Genomic DNA, 22,778 nt, shown 5'->3' with positions numbered 1-22,778 from the left:
ATATCAGGGGTAGCTCACCACCTGCACCCAGTTCGCGCCCTTGCCCGAAGGTGCAGTGGCGTGGCGCGAGAGGGTGCCGTCTTCAGGGTTAATGGCGTACACCCCGATCTGCGGGCTTTTCTCCCCGCTCACCAGCAACCATTGTCCCGAGGGATCTAGCGCAATGCCCCGTGGTTGTTGCTCGACTTTAATGTTCTGCACAAAGCCGGGCAGCCCCGTCTTGCTGTCGATGGCAAACACGCTGACCGTGCTGCCAGTGCGCTCGGAGGTGTAGAGGTGGCGTGCGTCCGGGGTCAGCTTGATATCGGCGGCCCAGATCAGATTGGACGCCAGTGGCGGCGGGGTCGGCTGGCCGGGTTTGATCATCGGGCGGGCGACACCGCGTACCAGGCCGGAGTCCGCCGGTATTGCACTGACATCGCCGAGCTCGGTGAGGCGTCCGGTTTTCGGGTCGATGGCAAAGGTGGTGACGCTGCCGGCCATTTCGTTAAGCAAATAGAGGAAACGGTTGTCTGCCGAAATCACTGGATGACGCGGACCGCTGCCTTCAGGCAACTGAACCTGACCCAGGGGCGTGAGTTTGCCGCTGGCGGCATCGAATTTGAACTCCAGCAGGCGATCGGCGCCCAGATTGGCGGCGTACACGAAACGGTTGGTGCCATCGACAATGATCGAATGGGCGTTAGGCCCGGTCTTGATCACCTGCTGCACGTCATCGGTCACGATGCCGTCGGCATTGATCAAATTGACGCTGACCAGATCCTCGCCGTACGAGGCGCCAAACAGGTAGTGGCCGTTCTTGTCGGTTGAGATATAGGCCAGGCTGTCGGCCACGGTCGAGTTCTTCAGGTGCTTGAGCGCCCCGTTTTCAGGATCGATGGCGAAGGTGGCCATGGCATAGGGTTTGCCGCGAATGGACGCATAGAGCTTGCTGTGATCGGGGCTCAGGGCCAGGGGCATCACCCCCGGGCCGGCTTCGGTGGTGGCCAGGGGCTGCAGTTGACCCTGTGCAGTCAACGTATAACTGCTCAGGGTGCCATCGGTGGCGTTGGCCACGTAGACATAGGTACTGGCCCAGCTCAGCTGAGTCAGGCTCATAAGCACGGCGCCAGTCAAGGTTTTCAGGGGTGTAGCTCGCAGCATCAGAAGGCTTCCTTATTGTTGTATGTTGTCGTACCTCTTTGCTGGATTGTTAGGTGGCTATCATTGTCCTGTCAATCAGTTTATGGGTGCTTGCGGTGCCCGTCAGGGTGCATCGCCGGTAGCGTCTTGTCCCTCAATGCCTACAGGCCCCAGCCGTCCCGTGCTGCCCGCCGTATCCCTTCCAGCAACATCGCGAATGCCGGGTTGTCATTGTTTTCGCGCCAGATCAGATGCAGTTCGCTCTGCACCCCTTCGCCCAGATCGATATCGCGAAACACCACATTCTTGAACGCCACGCTGGAGGCGCAACGCGGCACCAGGGCCAGGCCCATCGCCGCATTGACCAGCGCCAGAATGGTCAGTGACGAGCCCAGCCACTGCACGTACTGCGGGGTCACGCGGGCAGAGCGCAGGGTGCCGGTCAGCAGTTCGTTGAAGGGCGGGTAGGCGGCATGGGAGTACATCAGGAAGGGCTGTGAATCGAGGTCTTTGACATTCACGCTTGCAGCGCTGGCCAGTGGGTGGCTGCCGGGCACCGCCAGCACGAACGGCTCGCGTACCAGGCATTCAGTGGCGTAGCCGGGCTCCAGCAGGGGCGCGCGGGCGATGCCAAGGTCGATGCGCCACGCGCGTAACGCTTCATGTTGCTGATAGGTGTTCATCTCTGACAGATCAATTTTGACCTGGGGCTGCTTGAGCCGGGCCTCGGCGATGACCTTGGGCAAAAATTCATACACTGCGCTACCGACGAAACTGATGTTGACCGTGCCAATGTCGCCTTCAGCGAAGCGCCGCGCGGTGATCGCGACTTGTTGGGCGCGTTCCAGCAAGTTCTGGGCTTCGATGAAAAATGCCCGCCCGGCAGCGGTCAGGGCGACGCTGCGGGTGGTACGGGTGAACAGTTCGACTCCCAGGTGATGCTCCAGCAGTTGAATCTGTCGGCTGAGGGGCGGCTGGGTCATATTCAGCCGCTCGGCGGCACGCCGGAAGTTGAGCTCGGTGGCCACCGTGGTGAAGCAACGCAGTTGGGTCAGTTCGAACATTGATCTAATTCCGGTATCAATCCAGTGCCAAGTTAGATTAGACCGGGAACAATGTCCGCGTCCATGATCGCCCTGTCCCTAAAAAAACAATGATCGGGAGTCCCCCTTGAATACCCTCCAGAGTCTGCCAGACCCCACGGTGCTTGCCCGCGCCGCGGCCAAGGTCAAGCGTCATGTCCTGCCCCTGTTTGTGGTGATGTTCATCGTCAACTACATCGACCGGGTCAATATCGGTTTTGTCCGCAGCCACCTGGAAACCGACCTGGGCATTGGCGCTGCCGCCTATGGCCTGGGGGCCGGGCTGTTCTTTATTGGTTACGCGATATTCGAAGTGCCCTCCAACCTGCTGCTGCAACGCTATGGCGCCCGCGCCTGGCTGACACGCATCATGTTTACCTGGGGCGCAGCGGCAATGGCGATGGCCTTTGTGCGCGGCGAAACCAGTTTCTATGTATTGCGCTTTATTCTCGGCGCCGCTGAAGCGGGGTTCTTTCCCGGGATCATTTACTACTTCACCCAATGGCTGCCGTCGACCGAACGCGGCAAGGCCATGGCGATCTTTCTCAGCGGCTCGGCCATTGCTTCGGTGATCTCGGGGCCGGTGTCCGGGGCGCTGCTCAATGTCAGCGGCATGAGCCTGCATGGCTGGCAATGGATGTTCCTGATTGAAGGCTTTGCCTCGATCGTGCTCTGTGCCTTCGTCTGGTTCTGGCTGCAGTCGCATCCGCGCCAGGCGAAATGGCTGAGCGAAGAAGAGAAGGCTGCATTGCTGGGGGCCATCGCACTGGAGCAGCAGGCCCGGGAAAGCGTGCAGACGGTCAGGCCGTCGATGTTCAAATTGCTGGCCGACAAACAGATCGCGCTGTTCTGTTTTATCTATTTCTCGATTGCCCTGACCATCTATGGCGCGACGTTCTGGCTGCCGAGCATGATCAAAAAGATGGGCAGCTTCGGCGACTTTCAAGTCGGGCTGTTCAACTCGATTCCGTGGCTGATTTCCATCGTCGCGATGTACGGCTTCGCGGCTTTGGCCAGCAAATGGAAACACCAGCAGGCCTGGGTGGCGCTGACTCTGGTAATCGCGGCGCTGGGCATGTTCATGTCCACCATCGGCGGGCCGGTATTCGCCTTCGTTGCCATCTGTTTTGCGGCCATTGGCTTCAAGGCCGCCTCGGCTTTGTTCTGGCCGATTCCACAGGGCTACCTCGATGCGCGCATCGCTGCCGCGGTAATTGCCCTGATCAACTCCATCGGCAATCTGGGCGGGTTTGTGGCGCCCACCGCGTTCGGTTTTCTGGAGCAGAGCACCGGCTCTATCGAAGGCGGCCTGTACGGGTTGGCGGCCACCTCACTGGTGGCGGCAGCGGTGATCTTTTTTGTCCGTATGACCCCGCGCAATCAGTCCCTTGCCAGCCAGCCCGAGGCCTGCGCAGCCATTACCCCATCCCGGCATAACCCTTTGAAAACTGATCCAGCAGGAGCCGCTTCTTGAAAATCCAACGCGTCACTGTCACCCCCATCGCTTTCCGGGATCCGCCGCTGCTCAATGCCAGCGGCATTCATGAACCCTTTGCCCTGCGCTCGATCATCGAGATCGAGAGCGACAATGGCTACATTGGCCTGGGCGAGAGCTACGGCGATGCTCCGGCACTGGCCATCCAGCAGCAGTTGCAGGAGCAACTCATAGGTCTCGATCCGTTCAATCTCAATCAGTTGCGGGCCATTGTGCAGGCCACAGTGGCGGCCAATAAACCGCGGAGCATGGCGGGTGCGGAACTGGCCCCCGGCTCCCATGCCAGCAAAGCGGTGAGCAACGCCTATTCGGCCTTTGAAGTGGCGTTTCTTGACCTGCAGGCGCATTACCTGAAGGTGCCGCTGGTGGACCTGCTCGGCGGCGCGGTGCGCGATGAGATTCCCTTCAGTGCCTACCTGTTCTTCAAATACGCCAAGCATATTGATTCACCCTACAAGGCCGACGCTTGGGGCGAGGCACTGAACGAAGCACAAATCGTCGCCCAGGCCCGGCGCATGATTGAGGACTACGGCTTCAAAAGCATCAAGCTCAAGGCCGGGACACTGCCCCCGGAGCAGGAAGTGGCGTGCATCAAGGCGCTGAAAAAAGCTTTTCCCGGCTATCCGCTGCGCATCGACCCGAATGGCAACTGGTCGTTACCAACGGCCATTCGCATGGCGCAATTGCTGGGTGACGATCTGCAGTATTACGAAGACCCGACCCCGGGTCTGGAGGGCATGGCCGAATTGCACCGGCGCACCGGCTTGCCACTGGCAACCAACATGGTGGTCACCGACTTCGATGAGTTCCGCCGCAGCGTGGCCCTCAACAGCACACAGATTGTGCTGGCCGACCACCATTACTGGGGCGGGCTGCGTGACACCCAGGTGCTGGCCAAAATGTGCCAGACCTTTGGTCTGGGCGTGTCCATGCACTCCAACTCGCATTTGGGCATCAGCCTGATGGCCATGGCCCATGTCGCGGCCTCGGTGCCTAACCTGGACTATGCCTGCGACACCCATTACCCCTGGCAGGAGCCGGACGAAGAGGTGATCAAGGGTGGCAAAGTGCCGATTGTCGACGGTTGCGTGAAAGTCACGCGGGCTCCGGGTCTGGGGCTGGAACTGGACTACGGGCAATTGGCCAGATTGCATGACCAGTTCCTCAGCTGCGGCATTCGCCAGCGCGATGACGTGAAGCAGATGCAGCGTTACAAGCCTGAGTGGAAGGCAGTCAAACCGCGCTTTTGATCGCTCCTACAGGTTGTGTGCAACGCCCGGGCTTTGTGGGAGCTGGCTTGCCAGCGATGCAGACAATTCGACATGACTGCCGGACCGCGGTGCTGCCATCGTGGGCAAGCCCGGCTCCCACAAAGGGTGGAGTGATGCGGCTCCCCGGTACCTGTGGGAGCTGGCTTGCCAGCGATGGCGGTTAGGCCATCGCGAGGTAATCCAGGTTGGGCGCAACGCCCGGGCATTGTGGGAGCTGGCTTGCCAGCGATGCAGACAATTCGACATGACTGCCGGACCGCGGTGCTGCCATCGTGGGCAAGCCCGGCTCCCACAAAGGGTGGAGTGATGCAGCTCCCCGGTACCTGTGGGAGCTGGCTTGCCAGCGATGGCGGTGAGGCCACCGCGGGGTAATCCAGGTTGTGTGCAACGCCCAGGCTTTGTGGGAGCTGGCTTGCCAGCGATGCAGTGATGCCACCGCGAGGTAGTCCAGGTTGTGTGCAACGCCCGGGCTTGGTGGGAGCGGCCAGTAATATCAGTCGTGAGCCTGGTACACGGATTTACCCTCGACGATGGTTTCCAGCACTTTGATGTCCTTGATGTTCATCGGGTCGACTGTCGCAATGTCGTCCGACAGGACCACCAGGTCTGCGTATTTGCCGACCTCAATCGAGCCGCGCTCCTGCTCTTCGAAGTTCTGCCGGGCCGCGTTGATTGTGGTGGCGCGCAGGGCATCGGCCACCGGTACACGCTGCGCGGCACCCAGCACCTTGCCGCCGGTGGTCACCCGGTTCACCGCCGACCAGATCAGGCGCATCGGCTCCATCGGCACGATGGGGGTATCGGTATGGATGGTGTAGCGCAGGCCTCTGTCCTGGGCGGAACGGGCGGGGCTGATGCGCTCCGCGCGGTCCTTGCCGATGAATATATCGCGATGGCGGTCGCCCCAGTAGTAGGTGTGCAGCACGAAGAACGAAGGAATTATATTGAGTCGCTTGACCTCGTCGAGCTGATCTTCGCGCATCATCTGCGAGTGGATGATCACTTGCCGAGCATCCTCCCTCGGGTAGGTTTCCTGGGCCTTGCGATAGGCATAAAGCACATCGTCGATCGCCGCATCGCCATTGGCATGGATCATCATCTGGCGCCCGGATTTGTGCACGGCCAGCACCCGGGCTGCCAGCTCCTCACGGCTGAAACGGGGGAAGCCGCGGTAGGTCAGGTCGTTATTGAACGGGGTGTGGTAATGCTCGCTCAGGTAGCCTGTATAGCCTTGAATTGAACCGTCCGAAAACTCCTTGACTCCGCCGACCTTGATCATGCCGCTGGGCAGCGCAACTTGGTCCACCGCGTCCATGGTTTCCAGGCTGCTCCAGGTCATCACCCGGATAGGCAATTCTTTGGCCTGCACCGCATCTTCAAGCATTTTCAGCAGTGCCGGGGTGGTGCCGGCGCCGTGATTGGCGGTGGTCACGCCGTGGGCGGCATACCACTGGCCGGCAAGACGGATGCCTTCCCGTTGCAGGGGCTCGGTCAGGGCCGGGCGCAGTTTGCCCACCAGGGCCAGGGCCGACTCTTCCAGCACGCCATTGGGCTGGCCGTCGGCATCCTTGCGGATCACCCCGCCCGGCGGGTTGGGGGTACTGGCGGTGATGCCGGCCAGGGCCAGAGCGGCACTGTTGGCGACCGTGAGATGCCCCGAGACATGGGTGATGTAAATCGGCCGGGTGCTGGACACCCGGTCGAGATCGGCACGGGTCGGGTGGCGCTTTTCGGCCAGCAGGGTGTCGTCATAGCCGGCGCCGCTGATCCAGTCCCCGGGGCCGACCTTGGCCTGCTGGGCCTTGAGGCGCGCGACGATATCTTCGATGTTGCGCACATCGCCGATGGGCGGGCTGTTGAGGTCGGCGACAAAGGTCCCGGTGATTTTCGAACTGGCAAAATGACTGTGGGCATCATAGATCCCGGGGATCATGGTCTTGCCGTGCAGATCCACCACCCGGGTGTCGGGCCCGATGTAGCGGGCGAGGGCGTCGGACTCGCCCACCGCGAGGATTTTCCCGTCGCGCACCGCAACGGCCCGGGCCGTACTGTTGTCCTTGTCCACGGTCAGTACATTGGCATTGGTATAGACCACCTGGGCGTCGACTTTGGCCGGATCGGCGCTGGCGTTGACGGTCAGCGTGGCGAGCACTGCAAGCAGATAGTTGGCGTTCATTCAAATCCCCGGTGTATGGGTGGCTGCGATGGGTGTCAGGACATTTTTTGCCCCGGTGTCTGTCGCCGTACGCGGCTGCGACCGGGGTGCCGGGCCGCTATCAAGTGCCAGTTCATCGGCATCGGCCTGCTCGGCCGTCGACAGTTCTGAGGCCGTATGGCCAATACGCTTGAGCAGCATCAGCATGCACACCAGCGAAACCAGGACGTAGCAGGCCGAGGCAATCGCCACGCCTATGATGCTGCCGGTGGAGTTGAGAATGCCCTGGGCCAGCACCGGGGTCGCACCGCCCACCAGCAATGAGCACAGTTGATAGGAGACCGACAGTCCGCTGTAGCGCACCTTGGTCGGGAAGGCCCGGGCCAGGATGCCGCCCACTGCACCGTAAAACATCGAATGGGGAATGGTCGCCAGGCACATGCCGAGCACGGCGATCCAGTAGATTTTGGTTTCCACCGCGAGGAACATCGCCGGCATCAGCAACAGCTCCGGGATCACCATAAAGGCCACGGCCTTGCGCATGTCGATCTTTGACACCAGCACCGCGCCGAACGGCTGGACCAGGAACTGCACCACCAGAGAAATGATGATCACGCTGAGAAAGGTGCTTTGGGCGTAGCCCAGTTCCTTGGTGGCCCAGGACAGGGCAAAGGTACTCTTGAAGTAAGTGACATGGATGATCGGCAGGACGCCGGCACACAGCAGCACAATCCGCCAGTGGTCGCGCAGCACGGCCACAACGGGCAGTTTGACGGTCTTCTTTTGTTCCATCAGGCGCTTCATGTCATCCGACTCTTCGAGCTTGAGACGAATCACCATGCCGACGATCACCAGTGCTGCGGAGAGCAGGAACGGAATGCGCCAGCCCCAGAGCATGAAGTCCGAGACCGGCAGGGCGCTGAGGGCGAAGAACACGATGGTCGCCAGCAGGTTGCCGGCGGGGGACCCCTGCTGGGCGAAAGCGGCATACAGGATGCCCTTGCCCTTGGGCGCATTCTCGCTGGCTATCAGAATGGCACCGCCCCATTCGCCACCCACCGCGATTCCCTGAATGACCCGCAGCACCACCAGTGCGATCGGGGCCCAGATACCAATTTGCAGATAGGTGGGCAACAGGCCGATGCAGGTGGTGGCCACGCCCATCATCACCAGGGTGATGACCAGGGTGGTCTTGCGCCCGATCTTGTCACCCAGGTGACCGAAGATAATGCCGCCTATGGGGCGCGCGATAAACCCGGCCCACAAAGTAAGAAACGACAGCATGGTGGCGGTGCCGGGGTTCAGGTCGGCGGGAAAGAACACTTTGCCGAACACCAGAGCAGCGGCAATGCCGTAGGCATAAAAGTCATACCACTCGATGGTCGTACCGATGAACGAGGCCACTCCGGCCTTGCGGGCTCTTTTGTGGGCGGCAACTTCCTGGGTGGCATTCATAGTTTTTTCCTGCTCATTATTATTGGTCTATGTCCTCTCCCGAACACCTGGAGAGGCTTGCACGGCACATCAGCCTCCAGGCGGGCGAGGAGGTCTGATGGCTGGAGCCTATACAGGCAGAATTGAAAAAAATAATGATTAAATTTTATTGTTTGATACGTGATTTCGTATCGTCGAAAGGCTTTAGCGGCAGTTCTGTTGCTGGGCCTTGAACAGCTCCAGCAGGCTTTGTGCCGCCGCCGAGGGCAACGTGGCCTGGCGAATGGCATGAATTTCGGAGTGCGCGCCGCTGCCGTTGATTTGGCAATAGTGCACCCCCTGTTTCCAGGTTGCAGCCAGGGTCTGGGGTACCAGCGCCACGCCCAGGTTGTAGGCCACCATAGACACCACGGTTTGCCAGAGCCGGGTTTCATGGCGGATTCGCGGACTGAAACCGGCGGCCACGCAGTGGGCAATGATCAGGTCGTGATAGTGGGGAGACACGTTGCGCGGGAACAGAATGAAATCTTCGTCCGCAAGGTCCTGCAGATCGATTCGCTCCTGACCCGCCAGCCGGTGCGAGTCGGGGAGGCAGCACAGGAACGGCTCGCGCAGCACCGGCTCGCAGCAGATGCTTTCGGGGAATTTGCTGCGGTGCACGAAGCCGATATCGATCTGCCCGCGCTGCAAGGCCTGGACCTGCTCGGCACTGTTCATTTCCATCAATACGATTTCGGTGTCGGGGTGCTGCTGCTCGAAAATCCTGACCGCCTGTGGCAGGCCGCGATGCAGGATCGAGTTGACGAAGCCGACACTCAGGCGCCCGACAAAACCCTGGGCCGAGCGCCGGGTCAGGTGCCTGGCCTGTTCGGCCCGCAGCAGCAGGTAGCGGGCTTCGTCGAGCAGCACCTGACCGGCATTGGTCAGACTCACTGACTTGTTGTTGCGGTTGAGCAACTGAATGTCGAGCTGGCTTTCGAGCTTTTTGATGTCGAAGCTCAGGGCTGGCTGGGAGATAAACAGGCGGGCGGCGGCTCGGCCAAAATGCAGCTCTTCGGCCACAGCTACAAAGTAACGCAGTTGCTTGAGATCCATGGGGATTGGCCTCGGCTTACGATAATTTTTGGTTATCGTAGTTGATTAACTTTGTATTAGATACTTATCGATGGCGACCCTACTCTTGGACCACAAGAATCAGGAGAACTGCCATGGATACCCAGCCAGACCGCGCCTACGACCCCTTGAATATCCCCGACAGCCGGGGGCTTAACCTGTTCGATTGCGATGCCGGGCTGGCCGCGCTGCTCAAGGTGTATCTGCCAGCCGCGGTCTATGACCACTGGCTGCCGACCTGGCGCAAACTGGGCGCCAGAGCCGGTGGCGAACTGGATCTGCTGGCGCTGTCGGCCGACAAAAATCCGCCGAAACTGTTGCCCCGCACCCGCCGTGGTGAAGACCTGCAAAGCATCCAAAAACACCCGGACTTCGTCGCGCTGGAGCGGGTGGCCTACGCCGAACTGGGCCTGGCTGCCATGAGCCACCGTGAGGACGGCACACTGGCGCTGTCGAAATACGCGCTGACCTACCTGTTTGTACAGGCCGAGTTCGGCCTGTGCTGCCCGGTGAGCATGACCGATTCCCTGACCCGCACCCTGCGCAAGTTCGGCTCCCCGCAACTGCAGGCGCGTTACTTGCCGTCGCTGGTGTCCCAGGATTTCGACAGTCTGTTCCAGGGCGCCATGTTCATGACCGAGCAGGCTGCAGGCTCCGATGTGTCGCGCACTGAAACCCGGGCCCGGCAGATCGATGGCGAGTGGCAGTTGTTCGGGGAAAAGTGGTTTTGCTCCAACCCCGATGCTGACCTGGCCATGGTGCTGGCCCGTCCCGACGATGCGCCATCGGGCATGAAAGGGGTCAGCCTGTTTCTGCTGCCCAAGCTGCGCCCGGACGGCTCGCGCAATGCCTACCGGATTCAACGGCTCAAGGACAAACTTGGCAGCCGCTCCATGGCCAGTGGCGAAATCACCCTTGAGGGCGCCACGGCGTATCTGATCGGGGAGGTCGGGCGCGGGTTCCAGCAGATGGCCGACATGATCAACATGTCGCGTCTGTCCAACGGCGTACGTGCGGCCGGGCTGATGCGCCGGGGTATCAACGAGTCGCTGTACATTGCCCGTAACCGCCGGGCTTTTGGCCGGCACCTGATCGAAATGCCCTTGATGCAGCGCCAGTTGCTGAAAATGATGCTGCCCACCGAACAGGCTCGTTCGATGTTCATGCAAATTGCCACGCTGCTGCCCAAGGCCGATGCCGGCGACGAGGCCGCCCGCAAATGCGTGCGCATCCTCACGCCGCTGATCAAATTCCGCGCTTGCCGCGACGCCCGCCGGGTCACCGGCGATGCCATGGAAGTGCGTGGCGGTGTGGGTTACATCGAAGAATGGAGCGATGCCCGACTGGTACGCGACGCCCACCTGGGTTCGATCTGGGAAGGCACCAGCAATATCGTGGCGCTGGATATCGCCCGTGCCGTGACCCGCGAGCAGGCGCTGGAACCCTTGCAGCTGTTTCTCGCCAACCTGCTGGCCGAAGCGCAGTTGCCTGCGGCCAGCCAGCGTCTGTTCGAGGGCGTGCTGCAACGCACCGTTGCCAGAGTGGCCGAGGTGGCCCATGAGCAACGGGACGAGCAGGTGCGGTTGGCGGGCAGCGCGCTCTATCACATTGCCACGGCGATATTCATGGCCTGGGAAAGCAGCCGGCAGGCGGGTGATTACCGGCGTCTGGCTCTGGCGCACCTGTTGCTGCAACACAAGCTGTTGCCACGGGACCCGCTGAGCCCGGAGCCGGAAATCGAGGCCGGCCTGCTGGCGCGTCTGGCCAATGAAAGCCCGCTGACGCAAGCCGACGCCCTGCAGCTGTTACCCAAAACCCTGTAGGAGCGAGCTTGCTCGCGAGCATTTGGAAATACCGCGCAAAAGCTCGTTTCTACAGGAAATCAGATTGAATTCGATATTCATCAGAGCGTATCTATGAGCACTCCCAAAGGGGCCCTCGACGGCCTCAAAGTGATCGACCTCAGCCGCGTACTGGGCGGCCCTTATTGTTCTCAGGCGCTGGCCGACCATGGCGCCGAGGTAATCAAGCTGGAACCCTTGAGCGGCGATGAAACCCGCGGCTGGGGCCCGCCGTTCGAGGGTGACGACGCGTCCTATTTCCGCGGGGTCAATCGCAACAAGCAGGGGATTGCAGTGGACTTGTCCCGCCCCGAAGGCATCGGGTTGCTGATGCAATTGCTGGAGGACGCCGATGTCCTGATCGAGAACTTCAAACCCGGTACCCTCAAGCGCTGGGGAATTGATTACGCCGATGTCCTGAGCCAGCGCTTTCCCGGGCTGATCCACTGCGCGATCTCCGGTTTTGGCGGCGACGGCCCGCTGGGCGGCCTGCCAGGTTACGACGCAGTGATCCAGGCCATGGCCGGGCTGATGAGTGTCAACGGCGAAGCCGATGGCGGCCCGTTGCGCATTGGCCTGCCTATCGTCGACATGGTCACCGGGCTCAATGCGCTGGCGGGGGTGCTGCTGGCGCTCAATGAACGTCATCGCAGCGGTTTGGGCCAGTCGCTGGACATCACCCTTTACGACTGCGGTGTGTCATTGCTGCACCCCCATGTGCCGAACTATCTGGCGGCCGGCAAGGTTCCGCAGCGTACCGGCAATGCCCACCCCAATATCGCGCCCTATGACAGTTACCGCACCGCCAGCGAGCCGATTTTTCTGGCCGTGGGCAACGATCGGCAGTTTGCCAGACTGTGCGAACAACTGGGCGCCGGGGACTTGCCACAAGACCCGCGTTTTATCGACAACGGCGCCCGTTCGGTGCACCGCGAGGCCTTGAAACAGGCGCTGGAAAAGCTCCTGGCCCGGCACGACGGGGCGACGCTGGCGCCGCAGCTGATCCAGCTCGGTGTGCCCTGCGGCTCCATTGCCACCATCGACACCGTGGTTGCGCACCCGCACACCTTGCATCGCGGTCTGCTGGTGGAGATCGGTGACTATCGCGGCATTGGTTCGCCAGTGAAGCTCTCGCGTACCCCGGCCACCTATCGCAGCGCGCCTCCGGCCCTGGGGCAGGACACCCGCCAGGTGTTGCAGGGCATGGGGCTGGACGCGCAGATGATCGAAAAACTTTATGCCGCGGGCATTGTGCGCGGCTGATTCCTTACCAATACCGGAGTCCTGCGCATGCAATTACAACAACCCATCGGTCTGGTCGGCACGGGCGCCATGGGCCAGGGCATTGCTCAGGTCATGGCTCAAGCCGGGTTGAAGGTATCGCTGTTCGATACGCGCCCGGGTGCTGCCACCAACGCCCGGGAACAACTGGCGTCGACCTTCGCCATGCTCCGGCAAAAAGGCCGGATCACCCCCCAGGCGGCCAGCGCGGCGCTGGATCGGGTACAGGTGGTCAACAGCCTGCAGGAACTGGACGATTGCCAGGTGGTAATCGAGGCCATAGTCGAGGACCTGGAAGCCAAGCAGCAGCTGTTCCGGCAACTGGATGCGCTGCTCGATCCGGCGACACTGCTGGCAAGCAACACCTCGTCTCTGTCGATCACGGCAATTGCTTCGGTCTGCGCGCATCCGCAGCGGGTGGCTGGGCTGCACTTCTTTAATCCGGTGCCCCTGATGCGCATCGTCGAAGTGATTGGCGGTATCGCCACCGCGCCGCAGGTGATTGATCAGTTACAGGCACTGGTGCGCCATGTCGGCCACTGTCCGGCGATCTGCAAGGACTCGCCGGGCTTTATCGTTAACCACGCCGGACGGGCATTCGGTACCGAAGCGCTGCGTATTCTCAGTGAAGGGGTGGCGCCGCCGGGCCTGATTGATGCGGTGCTGAGGGTCGGCGCCGGGTTCGCGATGGGGCCGTTCGAATTGCTCGACCTGATTGGCCTGGATGTCAGCCTGCCGGTGATGGAATCGGTATATCGCCAGTTTTATCAGGAACCGCGCTACCGGCCCCATCCGCTGTTGCACCAGATGCTGGCGGGCGGGCACCTGGGGCGCAAGAGCGGGCAGGGCTTTTATCGTTACCAGGGCAAGGCGGGTGCGCCACGCTTTGCCCAGCCGGTACCGGACTGCAAGCAGATCCCGCCCGTGTGGGTGGCAGGTGATGATGAAACCGGCAAAATCCGGCTGCTGAGGTTGCTCGAGCAACTGGGGGCCAGGATCGAGCATGGTCCGCAGCCATCTGCCGAGGCCCTGTGCCTGCTGGCGCCCCTGGGTGATGACTGCACCGAGTCGGCCCTGCGCCATGGCACCGATCCGGCGCGCACGGTGGCGGTCGACACCTTGCTGGAACTGGATAACCTGCGATGCCTGATGCCCACTCCGGTGACCCGGGTCGATATGCAACACGTCGCCCACGCCCTGTTCAGTGCCGATGGCGCCACGGTGGTGGTAATCGGTGACAGCTGCGGTTTTATCCTGCAGCGCACCCTGGCTTGCATCGTCAATCTGGGTTGCGACATCGCCCAGCAGGGCATTGCCTCGGTGGCTGACATTGATGGCGCGGTGCGCCTGGGTCTTGGTTATCCGCAGGGGCCACTGGCCTGGGGCGACCTGCTGGGCGTCGGGCGGGTGCTGCAGATTTTGCAGCGCATGCATGCCTTGACCGGCGACCCGCGTTATCGCCCCAGCGGCTGGTTGCGGCGCCGGGCGCGACTGGGAATCGCGCTGTGCCAGACGGAAAACCCGCTGCCCGCAGCCCACCTTGTTCAGCAGGAGATAAATCATGCTTGAGGCTTATGTTTACAGCGGTTTGCGAACGCCTTTTGGCCGCCATGGCGGCAGCCTGTCGGCGGTGCGCCCGGATGATCTGGTGGGTGAGCTGCTGGCCCGTCTGGTGCAGACCTCGGGCCTGCCCGTGCAAGCACTGGAAGACGTGATTCTGGGCTGCACTAACCAGGCCGGCGAGGACAGCCGCAACCTGGCGCGCAATGCTTTGCTCAGTGCCGGCTTGCCCATGACGGTGCCGGGGCAGACGGTCAACCGCCTGTGCGCCAGTGGTCTGTCGGCAGTGATCGATGCCGCCCGGGCCATTACCTGTGGTGAGGGTCGCTGGTATCTGGCGGGCGGGGTAGAGAGCATGTCTCGGGCGCCACTGGTTATTTCCAAAGCCGAGACTGCGTTCAGTCGCAGCCAGGAGATCGCGGACAGCACCATCGGTGCCCGTTTCGCCAACCCCCGGCTGGTACAGCGTTATGGCAATGACAGCATGCCGCAGACCGGCGACAACCTTGCCCGGCTGTACGACATCAGCCGCGAGGAGGCCGACCGCTTCGCCGCCGGCTCCCAGTCCCGTTATCAGGCGGCTTTGCTGGCAGGGGTGCTGGACGACGAAATCATGGCTGTAGACGTGCCTTCTGCGCGCAAGGGTGAGTCCCGTCAGGTAAGTGTCGACGAGCATCCACGGGCCCAGTCCGACTTCTCTGCGTTATCGCGGCTCAAGCCCCTGTTTGAGGGCGGGGTGGTCACTGCAGGCAACGCTTCGGGAATCAACGACGGCGCGGCCGCTCTGGTGCTGGGCAACCGAGAGATTGGCCTTGCCCATGGCGTGGCGCCGATGGCGCGGATTCTGTCCTCGGCGGTGGTCGGGGTAGAGCCACGGATCATGGGGATTGGTCCGCACCAGGCGATAGTGGTGGCGTTGCAGCGGGCCGGTATCGGCCTGGAGCAAGTCGATCTGATCGAAATCAATGAAGCCTTCGCGCCACAGGTGCTGGGGTGCCTCAAGGCCCTGGAACTGAGTTTCGACGACCCTCGGGTCAACCCCAACGGCGGGGCAATTGCCATGGGCCATCCGCTGGGCGCATCGGGTGCGCGGCTGGTACTGAGTGCCTGCCGTACCTTGCAGCGTCAGCAACAGCGTTATGCGGTGGTCAGCCTGTGCGTAGGTGTCGGCCAAGGCGTGGCGATGGTGATCGAGCGCGTGTGATTTTTTCGCAATACCCTCGAACCTAAAATAAAAACAGGGCGTGTAACCGCCCAAGGGAAAACTTTGCCATGAATACACCTTCACCCCTGTCCTGCCTGGTTCTGGGGACCTTGAGCTGTGCGGTCGGCCAGGCCGCACACGCCGACTTTGTCAGCGACAGTCATGCCAGCCTGGGCTTGCGCAATCTGTACTTCAGCCATGACTTTCGCGACCAGCGCGGACCGTCCGGGCAGGCTAAAACCGAGGAGTGGGCCCAGGGTTTCATGCTCAATTTCACCTCGGGGTTTACCCGGGGGACCCTGGGGTTTGGCGTGGATGCCCTGGTGCTGCAAGGCCTGACCCTGGACAGCGGTGCAGGCAGGCATCGCGGCAGCAGCATGATCCCGGACGATGGCCAGGGGGTTGCCAGTGACTGGAGCCGTCTGGGCCTGACCGGCAAGGTGCGGCTGGGGCAAACCGAAGCCCGGGTGGGTACTCTGCAGCCCAAATTGCCGGTACTGGTGGCCAACGACGGCCGTCTGTTGCCGCAAACCTTTGAAGGTGTACAGCTCACCAGCCATGACCTCGACAACCTGACCCTTACGGCCGGGCGTATTGAACAGGCCACCGGGCGCGGTTCAAGTGACCGCACCGGGCTGGCCGTGGCGGGCGGAACGCGCCAGAGCAATGACTTTGTGTTTGCCGGCGCCGATTACAAGGCCGGCCGCGATCTGCTCCTGCAGTACTACGCGGCCAACCTGGAGAACTACTACACCCAGCAGTTTTTCGGCTTGCAGCATACCTGGGCACTGGGTGAAGGGCAGTCGATCAAGACCGACCTGCGTTACTTCGACACCGGGTCGAGCGGGGCGAACGGCAGCGGCGGTGGTCGTTCTGACGGCTATCGGGTGGGGGGCTATACCCGCGATGGCAGAGGTGAAATCGACAACCGCACCTGGAGTGCGATGTTCACCTGGAACCTGGGTGGCCATGGGTTGACCGGTGGTTATCAAAGCGTTTCGGATGCCAGCAACTTCGTGCAGCTCAATCAGGGCTCATTGCCCGACAAGGGCGCGGGAGGTGCGAGCCTGTACCTGTTTACCGATCGCTTGCTGACCAGTTTCAACCGGGCCGGTGAGAACACCTGGTTCGGGCAGTACGCCTATGATTTTTCCACTGTTGGTGTCCCGGGTTTACGGGCGTCGATGGTCTACCTCAAGGGCGACGGGATCCGCACCGTTTCAGGGGATGAGCACAAGGAATGGGAACGCGATCTGTTGCTCGATTACGTGATCCAGGAGGGGACGTTCAAAGGGCTGGGGCTCGGGGCGCGGTATGCAACATTGCGTTCGCAGGCGGCCCCCGATCAGGACCAGACCCGATTGATTCTCAGCTATAGCCTAGCGTTGTTCTGAACGTAGGCGCGAGCTTTGAGGGAGCGGCCAGTAACCTGTAGGAGCGAGCTTGCTCGCGAGCTCTTTGTTGCGGTGTTGAAAAGCTCGCGAGCAAGCTCGCTCCTACAGGTTGTATACAACGCCCGGGCTTTGTGGGAGCTGGCTTGCCAGCGATGCAGACAATTCGACATGACTGCCGGCCCGCGGTGCTGCCATCGCGGGCAAGCCCGGCTCCCACAAAGGGTAGAGTGGTGCTGCTTCCCGGTACCTGTGGGAGCTGGCTTGCCAGCGATGCAGACAATTCGACATGACTGCCGGCCCGCGGTGCTGCCATCGCGGGCAAGCCCGGCTCCCACAAAGGGTAGAGTGGTGCGGCTCCCCGGTACCTGTGGGAGCTGGCTGCCAGCGATGCAGACAAATCGACATGACTGCCGGATCGCGGTGCTGCCATCGCGGGCAAGCCCGGCTCCCACAAAGGGTGGAGTGGTGCGGCTCCCCGGTACCTGTGGGAGCTGGCTTGCCAGCGATGCAGACAAATCGACATGACTGCCGGCCCGCGGTGCTGCCATCGCGGGCAAGCCCGGCTCCCACAAAGGGTGATCTGTGGGAGCTGGCTTGCCAGCGATGGCGGTTAGGCCATCGCGAACAAGTTTGGGCTTAACCCCGGCGTTTGCGACGTGCTCGCCATACCAGCAGCAGGATCAAAACAATGACGCCGGCGGCAATCGCGCCCTGGGCCAGTGCGGCCAGGTGCGAGACGGGGCCGCCTGCGCGGGTTTGCTTGACCTGGGCGGCGCTGACTTTGACCTGCGGGTTGCCGTAATGCTCGGTCAGCCAGGTGGCCAGTGTCGCTACCTGCTGGTCACTCAGGGTCTTGGCGAAACCTTGCATGCGGATGTCCTGACCGTCAGCGCCACGTTTCACGCCTTCCAGAATCACCATGACCAGGTTGGCCGGATTACTGCGTCCGACCGCCGTGTTGTGCAGCAACGAGGGCAGGGCGCCTTCAAAGCTGCCCTGGGCCTGGGCCTGGTGACAGGAACTGCAGTAGGCATCGTAGATCTGCGCACCGGTCATTTTGTCGCCATCAGCCGGCAACTCTACGCCACGGATGCTGTTCAGCTCGTCGGTGGCTTGCCCAAGGGCATACACCGGTTTGCTGTCAGCCGGGTTGTGCTGAGCAGGCAGGGCCTTGAGGTAAACGGCAATGGCCTTGAGGTCGCTGTCGTTCATGTACTGCAGGCTGTGATCCACCGCTTCGGCCATCGGCCCGGCAGCTTGTGCCTTGCCCCGGACATCGCCGGTTTTCAGGTACGCCACCAGCTGCGCGTTGTCCCAGCCACCGATACCGCTGTTGAGGTCGGAGGTGATGTTCGGCGCGTGCCAGGTCCCTACATCACCACCGGCCAGCTCTTTGGACGAGACTTCGGCCATCAGCAGGTTGCGCGGGGTGTGGCAGGTGCTGCAGTGGGTCAGGCCCTGAACCAGGTAGGCGCCACGGTTCCACTCGGGGTCGCGGCCGGTATCGGCAACGAAGGTGCTGTTGTCGAGAAACAACAGGTTCCACGCCGCCATGGACAGGCGAATGTTGAACGGAAACGGCAGCTCGGTGGCTTTGGTCGGGCTGTCCACCGGCTCCACGGCGTTCATGAAGTAGGCGTACATATCCTTGATGTCTTCATCGCTGACTTTGGCGTAAGCGGTGTAAGGCATGGCGGGATAAAGATGCTGGCCGTCGGCACGCACACCCTTGCGCAGGGCATCGCTGAACTGCTCCAGGCTGTAGTTGCCGATACCCGCCGTTTTCGACGGGGTGATGTTGGTGGCGATGATTTCGCCGATCGGCGTAGGCAGCGCCAGACCGCCGGCAAAGGGTTTGCCACCGGGCACGCTGTGGCAGGCGACGCAGTCACCGGCGGTGGACAGGTACTGGCCACGTTTGATCTGTGCGTCATCGGCAGCATTGACGTTGAGTGCCAGCAGCATCAGCGCGCTAAGGGAAACAAGATTCCAGTTCATGGCTCAACCCCGTCCCTGTTCAGTGGCAATGATCCGGTTCGGCAGGATGTGTTGCGCAGTGCGCAAGGTCAGTGCCGCAGCGGTCAGGGTCGAGTTCATGGTGGCGGAGGTCGGCATCACCCCGGTGCTGCAAATGAACAGGTTGTCGTGGTCGTGGGTACGGCCATAGCTGTCACAGACCGAAGTCTTCGGGTCGATGCCCATGCTCATGGTGCCGGTGATGTGCTGGTTGTTGGCAAAGCTGCCTTCGGCGCTGTAGCGCAGATTGGTCCCGCCCATCATTTCGGCAATCCGGGCGAAGTCTTTGTGGGACCGCGCTGCACCCTTGCGGGTGTATTCGTCGATGGCGTAGTTGACCTTGGGTTTTGGCAGCCCCAGCTTGTCTTTCTGGTCGCTCAGGCTGATGCGGTTCTCAGGGTTGGGCAGTACTTCCAGCACGTCCTTGAGGCTCATTTCAAAGGCGGCGCGGTGACGCAACTGCTTCTCGAATTCGGCACCGTAGACCCCGGCCGTGATCAGCGCGTCAGTGGCGCTGTTGACCCGGGAAATATTGGTGAAATCCAGGCGATACGGGGCGTGCTCAGAGCGGAACTCGCCATCGCGCATGGTATTGATCGAGCTCGGGCTTTGCGGGCCGCGACCCAGCCACAGTTCTTCATCGGCATCGAAGGTCAGCGAGGTGCTCGGGTGGTCCATCAGGTTGCGACCCACCATGCCCGAGCTGTTGGCCAGGCCGTTGGGGTACTTGTCGCTGGCAGACATCAGCAGTAGTTTCGGGCTTTCGATGCCGTTGGCCGCGAGGATGAAAGTCTTGCCGGTGACCCGGTGCGACTGTTTGTCCGCGTCGAAGTAGTGCACGGCCACGATATGGCCCTTGTCATCATGTTCGATGCGGTAAACCACGGCGTTGACCTGCAGTTGGGCGCCTGCGTCCACTGCGGTCTGGATCGCGATGCCGCCATGGTATTGCGCGTCAATCGGGCAGATCGGCTGGCAGCTGTTGTTGCCACAGCAGGCCGGGCGACCGTCATAGGCGCGGCTGTTACGGGCCGTGGTGTTACCCACTACCGGGAACGCCGGGGCCAGGCGTTCGCGGATGCGGCGCATGGCGTAGGGTTCGGTCACGGGCTCCATCGGGAACGGCTGGCTGCGGGGTGAACCGGTGTTTTCGGCGCCTGACACGCCCCAGATCTCTTCCGCTTGCTGATAGAAAGGGTCGAGTTCTTCGTAGCTCATGGGCCAGTCGACGCCCAGGTTGTATAGGGTCTTGATCCGCATGTCGCCGGGTACCAGGCGCCATGCCTGCGCTGCCCAGTGCCATGTGGTGCCGCCGACGCCACGGATGTATTCGGCCGGGTACGGATAAGGGCCGCCCTGGACCAGATAACCGTTGTCGGTGGGCTTGTAGATCGGGTGCGGGGCAATGTCGCTACAGGTGTAGGGCGACATCCAGTCACTTTTACGTGTCGAGTTGCGGAACGCGGCCACCACACGCCCGCGATCGATAGGACCGCCGGCTTCGAGAATCAGTACCGAAGCGCCTTGCTTGAGCAGGTGAGTGGCAGCCATGGCGCCGCAGATACCCGAGCCGATGATGACGATGTCCGCGGACAGTTGATCAGACATTGTTCACCTCTTTTTTCAATTCGACTGTCGGGTTGCGAGCCCAGCTTCCATAAGCGCCATAGGCATAGGTCGGTGGCTTGAGCACGTCAGCCACGATCTGCGCATTGAGGGCATGCTCGTACGCCAGGCAACGGGCCTGGGCGCCGCTGCCGACTACGCCCATGAACCAGGCCATGGCCACTTTGCGCGGCACGCTGGCCAGGGAGGATTTTTCGTCGTCCAGGGTCTTTTGCAGTTGCATGGGATCAATCTGGCGTTGATTGATCAGTGCCAGCAGCTCTTTGGCCGCCTGGGGAAAACCGGGGTCTTGTTCAACCAGGGCTTTGTACAGCATGCCGGCCAGCACCGGATCGAGGCTTTGACGCCCGGCGATGATCGCTGACAGCGCCACAAAGGCACCCTGTTCTGGCGTGTCGACCGTTTCGGCCAGGGCGAAGGGAATCAGGGACGCGGTATAAGCAGTCAAGAGCCCTTGCAGCAGCACGCGCCGCGTAGGCTTCTTCAGTTCATTCAGGCAATTCATGGTACTTCCTGTCGTGGCAGGTTTTCGTTATAGGAGTGAAGCTTGCGCAATCAGCGAAGTGATGGCGCGGGGGGGACGCTGGCGGTGGTTAGTCGCCAGCGGTAGGGGGAGGCAAGAATAACAAATGTTTAGCTAACTATCTTTAATTCTTTCAGTGCCCTGGCCGCTGCTACATAAGTGCCAGAATGCGCTGGCCCAGAGCTTCGGCGCTGGCTTGTGACGGGATGTTGGCAAAGCCGAGCAGAAGAGCCGACTGAGGTGTGCTCTGCAGGCTCCATTCGCTCAGTGCTTCGGCGAACAGGCCGTGCTGGCGCATGCGCTGTACCAGTAACCGGTCTGGTTGCGGATCTGCCAGGCGCAGGATCAGATGCATGCCTCCGGGGTTGGCATCAATCCGGATGTGTTCGCCCAGCACTTTGCTCAGCCCGCTCACGGCCATGGCCCGGCGTTCGCCATAGAGTTTGCGCATGCGCTGGATATGCCGGGCAAAGTGACCCTGGCTCATAAAGGCCGCGACGATGGCCTGGGTCAGTGGCGGGCAACCGCTGCGAAAAACCTGGCTGATGCTTTCGAAACGCTGGATTTGCGCTTCGGGTACCACCAGATAGGCCAGGCGTAGCCCGGGGAACAGCACTTTGCTGAAGGTGCCGCTGTAAATCACCCGGCCATCGCGGTCCAGGCTTTTGAGTGCCGGCAGCGGGCGACTGCTGTAGCGGTACTCGCCGTCGTAATCGTCTTCGACAATCCAGGCCTGTTGCCGGCTGGCCCATGCCAGCAATTGCAGGCGGCGCGGCAGTGCCAGGGATACACACAGCGGGCTTTGATGGGCCGGCGTGACAATGGCCGCCCGGTATCCCTGGCCCATGTCGTCGGGCAGGGCCATGCCGTCCTGATCCACAGCGGCGGGGACCGCTTGTATATCCAGGGCTTCGAGCAACTGGCGGGTGGGCGGATACCCCGGGTCTTCCACCAGCACCTGCTCCCCCGGTTTGAGCAAGGCATGGGCGATCAGCGACAGGCTGTCCCGATAGCCCGAGGTGATGAACACTTGGGACGGCGTGCAGCTAATCCCGCGGGCAACCTGCAAGTAACCGGCAATGGCGGTGCGCAACGATTCCAGGCCCTGGTCCGAAGGCAGGGCCATGTCCTCGATGGTGGCGCTGCGCACGCACCGAGCACTGATCTGGGCCCAGGTTTTTCGCGGGAAAACGTCCAGCGCCGGCAGGCCCATTTGAAAGGGCATGATTGCCGGTAGCCGGGGCAGGGCCGGGCTGGCGGCGGCAAGGGCAGGTAGCGGTCCGGGATTGAGGCTGATCCCCGGTGTCACGACTGTGCCTGCCTGACCCCGCGCCTGCAGATAGCCTTCGCCGGTCAGCAGTGAATACGCGCTGTCCACAGTGCCTCTGGCCAGGCCCAACTCTTTGGCCAGAGCCCGTGCTGCGGGTACCCGTTCACCGGGTTTAAGCGAGCCGCTGGCAATGGCCGCGCGCAAATGCTCATAAAGTTGACGGTAGATGGGTTCGCTGGAGCCCGGGTCCAGGGGGGAAATGCGCGGCGCGGTGGTTTTCATGGTCTGCCTGAAGGAATCATGGCCTATGGATAAAGACGATTCTTGGCTCTTTTGGGCAGGGCCAAGAATCGGCACTATGGCCCCACCTAATGTGCCACTGCAAGGACAG

The 22,778-nt window shown here is 61.8% G+C and carries 16 protein-coding genes; 7 read left to right on the top strand and 9 right to left on the bottom strand.

Going from position 1 to position 22,778, the window contains the following annotated elements; translation table 11 throughout:
* Nucleotides 1-3: 3 nt before the first annotated feature.
* Together JQ848_RS12845 and JQ848_RS12840 are read right to left on the bottom strand one after the other, a co-directional pair.
* Nucleotides 4-1,143: a lactonase family protein gene (locus tag JQ848_RS12845; RefSeq protein WP_202210803.1), complete on the bottom strand. Its 1,140-nt coding sequence runs from the start codon at nucleotides 1,141-1,143 to the stop codon at nucleotides 4-6.
* A 140-nt stretch (nucleotides 1,144-1,283) separates the two neighbouring features.
* Nucleotides 1,284-2,186, bottom strand: a complete 903-nt coding sequence (locus JQ848_RS12840) for a LysR family transcriptional regulator (RefSeq protein WP_202210802.1) — start codon at nucleotides 2,184-2,186, stop codon at nucleotides 1,284-1,286.
* Nucleotides 2,187-2,292: 106 nt separating this feature from the next.
* Here JQ848_RS12840 and JQ848_RS12835 point away from each other — a divergent pair, with 106 nt between their 5' ends.
* Together JQ848_RS12835 and JQ848_RS12830 are read left to right on the top strand one after the other, a co-directional pair.
* Nucleotides 2,293-3,678, top strand: a complete 1,386-nt coding sequence (locus tag JQ848_RS12835) for an MFS transporter (RefSeq protein ID WP_003445984.1) — start codon at nucleotides 2,293-2,295, stop codon at nucleotides 3,676-3,678.
* The gene (locus tag JQ848_RS12830; protein WP_202210801.1) at nucleotides 3,675-4,949 is read left to right on the top strand and encodes a glucarate dehydratase family protein; all 1,275 of its coding nucleotides are present in this window, start codon (nucleotides 3,675-3,677) and stop codon (nucleotides 4,947-4,949) included. The genes JQ848_RS12835 and JQ848_RS12830 overlap by 4 nt, the downstream gene beginning before the upstream one ends.
* A gap of 514 nt (nucleotides 4,950-5,463) precedes the next feature.
* Here the strand turns inward: JQ848_RS12830 and JQ848_RS12825 are convergent.
* The 3 genes from JQ848_RS12825 to JQ848_RS12815 all read right to left on the bottom strand — a co-directional run bounded on the left by JQ848_RS12825 (nucleotide 5,464) and on the right by JQ848_RS12815 (nucleotide 9,654).
* A complete protein-coding gene (locus JQ848_RS12825; RefSeq protein ID WP_003445976.1) occupies nucleotides 5,464-7,146 on the bottom strand; it encodes an amidohydrolase in 1,683 nt (560 codons plus the stop codon).
* On the bottom strand, nucleotides 7,147-8,580 hold the full coding sequence (locus JQ848_RS12820) for an MFS transporter (protein ID WP_202210800.1): 1,434 nt from the start codon (nucleotides 8,578-8,580) through the stop codon (nucleotides 7,147-7,149).
* Between the two features lie 183 nt (nucleotides 8,581-8,763).
* On the bottom strand, nucleotides 8,764-9,654 hold the full coding sequence (locus JQ848_RS12815; RefSeq protein WP_003445970.1) for a LysR family transcriptional regulator: 891 nt from the start codon (nucleotides 9,652-9,654) through the stop codon (nucleotides 8,764-8,766).
* 113 nt (nucleotides 9,655-9,767) lie between these two features.
* On the opposite strand from JQ848_RS12815, the gene JQ848_RS12810 reads away from it, so the two are divergent.
* The 5 genes from JQ848_RS12810 to JQ848_RS12790 all read left to right on the top strand — a co-directional run bounded on the left by JQ848_RS12810 (nucleotide 9,768) and on the right by JQ848_RS12790 (nucleotide 16,952).
* The gene (locus JQ848_RS12810; RefSeq protein WP_010657190.1) at nucleotides 9,768-11,495 is read left to right on the top strand and encodes an acyl-CoA dehydrogenase family protein; all 1,728 of its coding nucleotides are present in this window, start codon (nucleotides 9,768-9,770) and stop codon (nucleotides 11,493-11,495) included.
* A gap of 93 nt (nucleotides 11,496-11,588) precedes the next feature.
* The gene (locus JQ848_RS12805) at nucleotides 11,589-12,776 is read left to right on the top strand and encodes a CaiB/BaiF CoA transferase family protein (protein ID WP_003445966.1); all 1,188 of its coding nucleotides are present in this window, start codon (nucleotides 11,589-11,591) and stop codon (nucleotides 12,774-12,776) included.
* A 27-nt stretch (nucleotides 12,777-12,803) separates the two neighbouring features.
* Nucleotides 12,804-14,363, top strand: coding sequence for a 3-hydroxyacyl-CoA dehydrogenase (locus tag JQ848_RS12800; RefSeq protein WP_003445956.1), 1,560 nt, complete (start codon nucleotides 12,804-12,806; stop codon nucleotides 14,361-14,363).
* Nucleotides 14,356-15,558 (top strand): 3-oxoadipyl-CoA thiolase, encoded by a 1,203-nt coding sequence (locus JQ848_RS12795; protein WP_003445947.1) that lies wholly within the window; start codon nucleotides 14,356-14,358, stop codon nucleotides 15,556-15,558. Before JQ848_RS12800 ends, JQ848_RS12795 begins: the two co-directional genes overlap by 8 nt.
* Nucleotides 15,559-15,626: 68 nt before the next feature.
* Nucleotides 15,627-16,952 (top strand): OprD family porin, encoded by a 1,326-nt coding sequence (locus JQ848_RS12790; protein WP_003445946.1) that lies wholly within the window; start codon nucleotides 15,627-15,629, stop codon nucleotides 16,950-16,952.
* Between the two features lie 636 nt (nucleotides 16,953-17,588).
* On the opposite strand, the gene JQ848_RS12785 is transcribed toward JQ848_RS12790, so the two are convergent.
* The 4 genes from JQ848_RS12785 to pdxR form a co-directional block, all read right to left on the bottom strand.
* Nucleotides 17,589-18,950 (bottom strand): c-type cytochrome, encoded by a 1,362-nt coding sequence (locus JQ848_RS12785; protein WP_202210799.1) that lies wholly within the window; start codon nucleotides 18,948-18,950, stop codon nucleotides 17,589-17,591.
* A 3-nt stretch (nucleotides 18,951-18,953) separates the two neighbouring features.
* Complete coding sequence (locus JQ848_RS12780) at nucleotides 18,954-20,576, bottom strand: GMC family oxidoreductase (RefSeq protein ID WP_003445936.1); 1,623 nt, start codon at nucleotides 20,574-20,576, stop codon at nucleotides 18,954-18,956.
* Entirely contained in the window at nucleotides 20,569-21,099 is a 531-nt protein-coding gene (locus JQ848_RS12775; protein WP_003445934.1) for a sugar dehydrogenase complex small subunit, read from the bottom strand. The genes JQ848_RS12780 and JQ848_RS12775 overlap by 8 nt, the downstream gene beginning before the upstream one ends.
* A gap of 169 nt (nucleotides 21,100-21,268) precedes the next feature.
* Entirely contained in the window at nucleotides 21,269-22,669 is a 1,401-nt protein-coding gene (gene pdxR, locus JQ848_RS12770; protein ID WP_161719403.1) for a MocR-like pyridoxine biosynthesis transcription factor PdxR, read from the bottom strand.
* Between the last annotated feature and the right edge of the window lie 109 nt (nucleotides 22,670-22,778).

This window comes from Pseudomonas paraversuta, assembly GCF_904067025.1.
Taxonomy (GTDB): domain Bacteria; phylum Pseudomonadota; class Gammaproteobacteria; order Pseudomonadales; family Pseudomonadaceae; genus Aquipseudomonas; species Aquipseudomonas paraversuta.
This window is presented reverse-complemented; position numbering and strand designations above follow the sequence as displayed.